Genomic DNA, 8,539 nt, shown 5'->3' with positions numbered 1-8,539 from the left:
TTAAAGAAAGAGGGCTTAGATCACTAGGCGTCATCCCTCCCGTCGCGATTAAAACACGTTTATCTCGGACATAATTTGACCACCAAAGAACAACAGGCCCTAGAATTTTAATCTTTGTATTGTGCATTCAGGTTAAAACTTGGGTATCCTTAGCACTAATTTGTTTTATCTACATTATTTATTGGAAAGACACATGCCATTGTCTGCAATTTTAAACCAAGCGTTGAATTTTTTTAGAAATAATATCAGCCAGCTAGCAACACTCACTATTCCTATTTTGTTGATCCAAGTTGGATTGCAGACGTGGTTAGGCTTAGAGATTACATCTGCTGATGAACAAAATCCGCAATTTAATGCGAGTCACATGATAGTGATGATGGTCTTATTATTGCTTTTTTCTTTGTTAATTGCGGCATTGACATTATTTTTAGAGTTACGCTCATTAGGTCATAAACCTAGCAATGGCTTAATACTGAAAACTAGCTTAAGTTTTGTGCCAGGTTTATTGCTTGCAGGGGTGTTTTCGGGTTTAGCGATATTGGGGCCTTTTTTCATTTTAGCTGCTATATCCCCTGTTCTTGGAGTGATTGGCTTAGCAGCAAGTTTTTATGTGTTTTCTCGTTTAGCCTTTGTCAATTTTATGGTTGTCGTGGAAAGGTTAACCCCCATGGAAGCGATTAAGCGCAGTTTTGCTTTTAGCGGCCCTATTGTTTATAAAACCATGATGATAGCCAGCCTTTATATTCCTTTATTAATACTCGGTGGAGGACTGGCAAAGTTAGTGGAAAGTCTAGGTTTACCGGCGCAATACTTGATGGACGTTGTGGTGGCTTTCCTTGGTTTATTCATTAATGTGGCGCTATTTCGTTTATACATGGTGTCAAGAGAGCAAACCGATGAGAGTCAAAATATTCATCATGACGATGAATGAAGCTTACCCAGTTCAGTTGAAACTAATTTGCTGAATTCGCTGCTCTGTTGATAGTTGAGCAATAGTCAATGATGAAATAAAGCGATAACTCATGACAATGTATGACAGTTCATGGCGGTGAATGAAGCTTACCTAGCGCAGTTGAAACTCATTTGCTGAATTTGCTGATAAATGAGCAATAATCAATGATGGAATAAAGCGTTAACTTATGACAGTTTATGAGAGCTCATGACGGTGAATGAAGTTCACCCCAGCTCAGTCGAAGTCAACCTACTGAGCTGGTGCTGATAAATGGGCAATAATCAAAGATGGGATAAAGGGTTAATGATTATTTTTCATTTGGATCATGTTCAAATGTACGTCCTTGAGAGGAAGTGTGTGAGGGTGATGCATGAATGTCTTGTGCCTGTTGATTAATATCTTTGGCTTGTTGTTGGCGAAAACGAGCCAGTTGACGTTTTAGAAAAACACGTCCAAATACGGCTAAAGTGACAAAGCTTATCGCTCCAAGTAATAAGATAAAGGGAAGAGCGATGAGGATCAGAGCAAGAAATAAAATACCTATTGCAAAGGAAGCCCAGCCACGAGCACCCGATAATCTATTTCGTAATTGGGCTTGTTGAAATTGGCTGTAAATCATAATGACTCCAAAATAAATTGATAATTGGTTACTGGCGCGATTATGTTTAGGGCGCTGACACCAATGCCAGTCTATATGTTGTACCTTATGGCGCCTAAGATCACGTTAAATAAACTTAATAACTTATCATATACGTAAAATGCAATGCTTCATAGTGATCTAGTTGGGTTATTCAGGTGAGATTTAAGTCATCAGGTTGCCTAATTTTTGAAATACTTTTACAAATCGTGTCTTTTATCCATAAATGCCCCGGTTCTTCAGAATTACTGGTATGCCAAAGCAGAACATATGCCATAGAGGCAAAAGTAAGCGGAAGGGGGAGTTCCACCAATGGGTAGAGCTTCTTAGCATGACAAGCAAAGCTGCTTGGCAGTGTAAAAATAAGATCGGTATGAGCACAGACGCTGGCTGCACCATAAAAGTCTGATACTGTTGTACTGAGTTTTCGTCGTAAGCCTAGATCCGCTAAATGATAATCGAGCATCCACCATTCATTGCCTTCACAGCGGACTTGTACATGTTGCATATTGAGGTATTGGTTAAGATCCCATTGTCCTGATTGAACTAAATTTAATATGGGATGGTTTTTTCTAACTAGGCAAATTTGGTGATCGGTGAATAATGTTTGGTGAGCAATGCCTTCTGGCAGTTGTTGGATTTGCAAGTTAGATTTTGGATGTAAATCTCTTCCTGAAATACCGAAATCGATTTGACCTTGTTGAATCGCTTGCATGGATTTTTCTGTCCAGATATAGGACTCTAGTTTTAGCTTTGGTGCTTGATTGAGTAAAGGACCAATAAAGTAAGGGATAAGTGTGTCGTAAGCACTTTCAACCATAGCAAATGAAAAGTGCCGCTCACTGGATGTTGGCACAAATTGTGGTGCTTGTGTCAGTTGGTGTATTTGTTGCAGTAATGGAGGCAGCTTTTTGGATAAATATAAGGTATGTGCAGTGGGCTTTAAACCATGAGCGCTGCGAATAAAGAGAGGATCACCTAAGGCTTCTCTTAATCGGTTTAAGCTTTTGCTTAAGGATGATTGGCTTAAGTGCAGTCGATTGGCTGCTCGTGTAACACTTTGCTCTTCTATTAATATTTGTAAAATGACGAGTAAATTTAAATCGACTCGCGCTAAGTTATCTAAATTCATAGATATTCCTAAAAGGAAATATAGTTAGTAAATCATATCATTTCTATTCATAACATGTATTGAGTAAAATGCTTGTTTTATTACCTAATCAAAGAGGGTTAACTTCAGCATGCGCCGTAATTTATTACCGATATTAATGTCTATGGTGGTATTAAGTCCACTCGCTATCGATATTTATTTACCCTCAATGCCAAACATGGCAATGGAGTTTGGGGTGTCGGCCAGTGAAATTCAATCAACTTTGGTGTTGTTTCTTTTTGCAATGGGAACGGGTCAGTTATTAATCGGCCCATTAGCGGATCGCTATGGTCGGCGCCCTATTGCGTTAGCGGGGATCTTACTTTATTGCGGTAGCAGTTTGTTGGCTGCAACCGCAGTGGATTTTCATTGGTTACAAATTGCAAGAGTGCTACAAGGATTAGCGGCATGTGCAACATCTATTGTCGTGTTCAGTGCGGTAAGAGATAGCTTCTCTTCTAAAGAAGGGGCCCATTATTACAGTTATTTAAACGGTATGATTTGTATCATACCTGCATTAGCGCCCACTTTAGGGGGAATGTTGGCATTACAATTTGGTTGGCGGTCAACCTTTGTCTTTATGATGCTATATGCGATATTGGTGATTGTTTTTGTGGGTTATCGTTTACCCGAAACCAGGCCTGCACAGACGATATCTGAAGGACCATTGTATCGTTGGGCGCGCTATAAACCTGTGTTATTAGAGCCTCATTTTTTGTTTTATGCTTTTATTTGTATGGTAGGCATGACCTCTATTTTAAGTTATGTCTCATATGCACCTGTATGGATTATTGAGCATTTAGGGCTGTCCGAACTCACCTTTAGTGGCCTATTTGCCCTCAATGCAGTGATTAATATTATGGCTTGTTTTGCCGCCCCTGTAGTGATGAAACGGCTAGGTAATCGTGGTACTGTTATTTGCGCTTTAGTATGTTTGTTTATTGCGGGCAGTTTGGAATTGATTTTGAAAGAATGGGGGCCTAACACAGGTTTTGAAGCGGCGCTCAGCTTTATGTTGCCTATTCTTTTATTATGTATTGGTTTTGCCTTGCTTTTGGGGCCTGCGACAAGTATGGCTTTATCTGTATTTGGAGAAAGAGCGGGCACAGCAACCGCAATATTAGGTTTTATACAGATGAGCGGCGCTTCTTTATTGGCGGGTTTAGTGCAACAAACCAATTTGGATGCACCACATGCTGTGGGTGTAGTGATGTTGGTGTTATCCAGTATTTCGCTGGGTATAATGAAAACCAAAAGTTTGTCTCATTGGCATGAGCAAAAAATATTGAATGAATAATTATACCTAGATTGGTATTACAGCGGCCAGCATTGAAGCTGGCCGCTTGATCTATTTTAATAATGACGCTTTTTAAAATCTTGCATCAAAACTGATTCGACCATAGGCGCCATCTAAATCAGGTTCAAGTTGTTTAGTGACTTCAAATCGTGCTGAAAATAAATCAGTCATGCGCCAAAAGTAGGCTGCGGTGACATTATAGTCATTATCGTTGTCATCATAGTCATTATCGTCGGTATGATATTGTCCCCCGATGGAAAAAGATTGTGTCAGATACCAAGCCAGTTCTAAATCAAGACTATTAATGGAATCCGTATAGCTTAAGTAGTAGTCTGTTCGCTTTTGTTTGTAAGAGGTATAAGTGTATTTCGCTTCCATATAGAGTCCTGCTGTATGGACAAAATCGACGAAACTGTTTGCGCCTACACCATAATTATTACTGGTTGTTTTCCATTCAAAGTCCAGTAATGAAATAGTACGATAATTTTTTAAGTTACCTCGGCGATAATCGAAATAAATCGATGAGCTCGGGTCAAAGTAATAACCGATAGCACCAATATATCCATCTGACTTATAATCTTCTATGGTAAAATTTCTATCGATATTCATACCGTAAAAGTCATCATAGTCACCTAGACTGAAATAGCCATCAACCTCATAGTCTTTTAGCTCAGTGTTATAATATTTTGCGGCAATAAAAACTTTAGAGTGAAAAACATATTCAACATCGACATGGTAATCTTTGCCGTTGCCATTAAACCCAGCAAAATGCATTCCGAAATTGGTTTTTTGAGCCAGTTCACCACTTAAGGCGTAGGGAACTGAGCTTTGGTCTACACCGTCACCACCAAAGTAGCTTCGGTGGCTCAGACCGTATCGCCCGTCTGAAAAATTCTCACTAGATGAAGAATAATAGGCTTGAAGTTCATGCTTATAATGATTGTCATCTGCTGCAATTGCGGCAGATCCTGTTAAGCTAAGTAAGATAGCAGTAGCGGTTGTACGTTTCATAATCATCTCCCTTTTGATGAGACTAGGAGGCGAGTATTATTAAGGGTACAACTTAATCCATAAATTTATTTTGGCATTGAGTTAGTTAACTCTTACCTACGCTCCCAGCATTGTGAATATAGACTAGAAGTGTAAAACTCGCCAATATCAAAATTGAGATTTTTATTGCGCTACATCGATTATTGAATAAAGAGAATAAACCTGTGCCACGTGAGAAATGTTTGAAGTGCCAATATCCAAAGATAGCGTGTCTTTGTGGAAGTATAACTCAGCTGAATATTACGAATGAAGTAATTGTTTTACAAGATCCGAGTGAAGTGAAACATGCTAAGAGCACAGTGAAACTACTTGCATTAGTTATCCCTGAAGTGAATATCTTCGTGGGGGAAACACCGAATGATTTTTCAACATTAAGGGATTATTTGATACAGAGTAAAAAAGCCATATATGTCATATACCCAACAAAAGAAAGCAGAAGTATGGATGAGGTTAAACCTGTTAAGGACGCTATTTTAATCTTCTTAGATGGTACTTGGCGTAAAGCCTATAAAATGATGGCATTGAACCCTTGGCTTGAGCAATATCCTGCATTGCATTTGAATTTGAATACGCCTTCCCAGTATAAAATACGTAAAGCTCCACGTGTTGACAGTGTATCCACCCTTGAGGCTGTGGCACTTAGTCTAAAGACCATTGATAGTCAATTGGATGTGGCTCCTTTATATCATGCCCTCAATGCTATGGTGGAAAAGCAGCTTGAGTTTATGCCGAAAGTGGCTAGAGAGCGCTATGAAAAATGATGAGAGTCTATTTTCTCGTGCTCCCGCGCAATATAAGCTGCACGGGAAAAAGAGATAACAGAATTAGAATCTGGCATTTACACTGAGATTACCGTAAACACCATCTAAGTCGGGTTCGAATTGCTTAACGACATTAATGCGGGCGGACAAGACATCATTTAGACGTAAAAAATAAGCCGTTCCGATACCATAGTCATCGTTGTCACTGTTACTATCATCAGTATGATAGTAACCGCCAACAGACCAAGAAGGGGTAAAATACCAGTCGGCTGTTAGATTAAAGTTATTGCTGTTTTGAGTGGTTTTCCCCGTATAGGCACCACTATATTGTAATTCAGTATCTGCATATTGGTAACTGGCATCAATATAGATACCTTCAGTGACTGTCATAGGGACTAAGGTTCTCAAGCCTAAGCGATAATAGTGACCTGTCATGTCGGTATGGTATGCGGTACTGCTTTGCTCACCATCATTATACTGGTAGGCTAAATAAATCTCAGTGCTTTTGTTTAAGTAATAACCGCCAGTAATAGCGTAAGTTTTTGAATCTGTGCCAAGAGTATTGTAACGGTTAATTAGCGCTAGATGACTCGCATCATTGATATCGGTTTTTTGATAACCTAAACCAATAAACCATTTCGAGTCAAAAACATAGGTGCCATCGATGTCATATCGAGTATCATCATCGCCAAAACCGACATATTGTCCACCAATGTTGGAGGTTTGCGCTAAAAAGCCACTTAACGCATAAGGCACAGTTTCTTGATTGACGGCCTCTTGAAAATAGCGGTATTGCAGCGCCCATTTACCATTTGAGAAGTCTTCACTGGAAGAAATATAGTCAATTTGAGATTCATGATGATAAGGCTTGTCTTGAACTGCATGGCTTATATGGCTGACAGCACTCAATAAGAAAAAGCCAGCAAATGTGATTTTATTCATTAATCTTGTCCCTGTAATTAAAATAAGGCTAGGAGACAAAATCGTTAGACATTATTTGAGGAGGTAAAAAGAGAAAGCTCAGCTTATCCATAAGTCTATATTCATTCATTTTTTGAGAGGGATGAGTCGTTAACTTTTAGCCCTTAGCTCCTAGCATGGGTACTATAAGCGAAATATTATTAAAGATGCAAGTGAGAATAGGGTTATATAAAGTAAGCTCAATTAATTAGGCTTTGTTTATATAAAAATGAATGCTGATTATTATTGATATCAGCATTCACATTAATGAATCATCAATACTATTTAATTTAAGATGATGACTTTATGTCTAGCTTAATAAATATTAGAAGCGGCCATTGATAGCCAATGTGCCAGTTAAGCCTTGTTGATGCGGCTCAAACTGTTTGGCGACTTTAGCAAAGGCTGAAATCGAATCCGTTAGACGCCAGAAATAAGCCGTGTTAATGCTGTAACCGTCATCGCTGCCACTTTTATCTTCAATTTTATAATTAGCACCGAAAGACCATGCGCGAGTAATGTACCAATCGGCATACATGCTAAAGTCATTAGTCGATGTTTTACCTTTGGTAGAATAATGATAGCCGTTTAACTCTGTGCCCAGTAAAATACCTTCAGTAACAGGAATTGGTAAATAACCTTTAACACCAAAAGTATAAACATCGGTGTTTTCACCATGATGTTCCACATCTAAACGTTGGTAGTTTGCATAGACTTTCGATGTATTATTGAAGTAGTAACCACCACCAATACCATATGTCATTTGATCTGCTGAATCTTGATCGGCTCGATTCAGCTTACCATTGATAAACCACTTAGAATCAAACACATACTCGCCATCGAAACCATAGTTGCGGAAATCTGTTTCGTCATTATTAAAACCAAAATGGCCGCCAATATTAGAGCTTTGTGCTAAAAAACCACTCAATGCATAAGGTACGGTTTTTTGATCAACAGACTCAGTGTAATAACGGTAGTTTAGATCCCAGTTACCGTCAGAGAAGTTCTCACTTGTGCTGTTAAACTCTAATTGAGCTTCATGATGATAGTTATTATCATTTGCCGCAAATGCTGATGCACTGGTTAAGCTTAATAAAAGAGCGGCTGCGATTGTAGATTTGTTCATTTATTCATTGTCCCTGTAATTATAATAAAGCTAGGAACAAAAATGAGAAGTGATGAGGTTTTATATTAGACTAAAGTCAACTCATCCATAAGTTATTATAAGTGCCTTAGTTAATATCAACGGACACTGTTGCTCCTAGCGAGGTGAAATATACAGGTGTTAAAAATAAAAAACAATCCCTTTTATTATAAAAAATAGAATTAGAATAAAACTTAATCAAAATATAATAATCTGACTGATGTGTGCTTACTATATTTAAAAGGATGAAAGTAGAATTATTATTTTCTATTTGTTAAGGTCGAAGTGTTTTTATTTAACATAATGAGTCTTGTTCTAAAAAATAATAAAATAAATTTCAGTTTTTATATCACACTATAAAGAATGAAGTTATTTTTAAATAAGCGGAGTCTTTCATATTAAATATACAAGTAATCAAGGCTAAAAAAGCTTGTTAAGTTGAATAATGACTCGGTGAGTGTTAAGGAACTGCATATAGATAAATCATACTCGTATTGATGAAATATGCCGAGTACTGATGAATCCCCAGTTTTTTTACTCACAGGTGATTCCCAGGAAGTTGATTTTATTTGGGAACTTTCATGGCAT

8 protein-coding genes are annotated in these 8,539 nt (G+C 38.1%); 3 read left to right on the top strand and 5 right to left on the bottom strand.

The features are described 5' to 3' along the window. Window positions 1-193 precede the first annotated feature (193 nt). On the top strand, window positions 194-931 hold the full coding sequence (locus Q0791_RS23605; protein WP_299011713.1) for a hypothetical protein: 738 nt from the start codon (window positions 194-196) through the stop codon (window positions 929-931). Between the two features lie 328 nt (window positions 932-1,259). On the opposite strand, the gene Q0791_RS23600 is transcribed toward Q0791_RS23605, so the two are convergent. Together Q0791_RS23600 and Q0791_RS23595 are read right to left on the bottom strand one after the other, a co-directional pair. Next, window positions 1,260-1,571 carry a hypothetical protein gene (locus Q0791_RS23600; protein ID WP_299011712.1) on the bottom strand — a complete coding sequence of 104 codons (312 nt, stop codon included), beginning with the start codon at window positions 1,569-1,571 and terminating at the stop codon, window positions 1,260-1,262. Between the two features lie 172 nt (window positions 1,572-1,743). Continuing rightward, window positions 1,744-2,721 carry a LysR family transcriptional regulator gene (locus Q0791_RS23595; protein WP_299011711.1) on the bottom strand — a complete coding sequence of 326 codons (978 nt, stop codon included), beginning with the start codon at window positions 2,719-2,721 and terminating at the stop codon, window positions 1,744-1,746. Window positions 2,722-2,830: 109 nt separating this feature from the next. Between Q0791_RS23595 and Q0791_RS23590 the strand changes: the two genes are divergently transcribed. Then, the gene (locus Q0791_RS23590; protein WP_299011710.1) at window positions 2,831-4,036 is read left to right on the top strand and encodes a multidrug effflux MFS transporter; all 1,206 of its coding nucleotides are present in this window, start codon (window positions 2,831-2,833) and stop codon (window positions 4,034-4,036) included. Window positions 4,037-4,108: 72 nt separating this feature from the next. On the opposite strand, the gene Q0791_RS23585 is transcribed toward Q0791_RS23590, so the two are convergent. After that, entirely contained in the window at window positions 4,109-5,047 is a 939-nt protein-coding gene (locus tag Q0791_RS23585; protein WP_299011709.1) for a hypothetical protein, read from the bottom strand. A 203-nt stretch (window positions 5,048-5,250) separates the two neighbouring features. Here Q0791_RS23585 and Q0791_RS23580 point away from each other — a divergent pair, with 203 nt between their 5' ends. Then, window positions 5,251-5,847 (top strand): tRNA-uridine aminocarboxypropyltransferase, encoded by a 597-nt coding sequence (locus Q0791_RS23580; protein ID WP_299011708.1) that lies wholly within the window; start codon window positions 5,251-5,253, stop codon window positions 5,845-5,847. A gap of 63 nt (window positions 5,848-5,910) precedes the next feature. Here the strand turns inward: Q0791_RS23580 and Q0791_RS23575 are convergent, their stop codons facing one another. Together Q0791_RS23575 and Q0791_RS23570 are read right to left on the bottom strand one after the other, a co-directional pair. Then, window positions 5,911-6,789, bottom strand: a complete 879-nt coding sequence (locus Q0791_RS23575) for a hypothetical protein (protein WP_299011707.1) — start codon at window positions 6,787-6,789, stop codon at window positions 5,911-5,913. A 343-nt stretch (window positions 6,790-7,132) separates the two neighbouring features. Then, window positions 7,133-7,933, bottom strand: a complete 801-nt coding sequence (locus tag Q0791_RS23570) for a putative porin (RefSeq protein WP_299011706.1) — start codon at window positions 7,931-7,933, stop codon at window positions 7,133-7,135. Window positions 7,934-8,539: the final 606 nt, after the last annotated feature.

This window comes from uncultured Shewanella sp. (assembly GCF_947495455.1).
Lineage (GTDB): Bacteria > Pseudomonadota > Gammaproteobacteria > Enterobacterales > Shewanellaceae > Shewanella.
This window is presented reverse-complemented; position numbering and strand designations above follow the sequence as displayed.

Bases quoted from the DNA above. Each gene is read 5' to 3' on its own strand.
- Q0791_RS23605 (WP_299011713.1), top strand. From the start codon at position 194: ATGCCATTGTCTGCAATTTTAAACCAAGCGTTGAATTTTTTTAGAAAT.
- Q0791_RS23570 (WP_299011706.1), bottom strand. From the start codon at position 7,933: ATGAACAAATCTACAATCGCAGCCGCTCTTTTATTAAGCTTAACCAGT.
- Q0791_RS23600 (WP_299011712.1), bottom strand. From the start codon at position 1,571: ATGATTTACAGCCAATTTCAACAAGCCCAATTACGAAATAGATTATCG.
- Q0791_RS23590 (WP_299011710.1), top strand. From the start codon at position 2,831: ATGCGCCGTAATTTATTACCGATATTAATGTCTATGGTGGTATTAAGT.
- Q0791_RS23585 (WP_299011709.1), bottom strand. From the start codon at position 5,047: ATGAAACGTACAACCGCTACTGCTATCTTACTTAGCTTAACAGGATCT.
- Q0791_RS23595 (WP_299011711.1), bottom strand. From the start codon at position 2,721: ATGAATTTAGATAACTTAGCGCGAGTCGATTTAAATTTACTCGTCATT.
- Q0791_RS23575 (WP_299011707.1), bottom strand. From the start codon at position 6,789: ATGAATAAAATCACATTTGCTGGCTTTTTCTTATTGAGTGCTGTCAGC.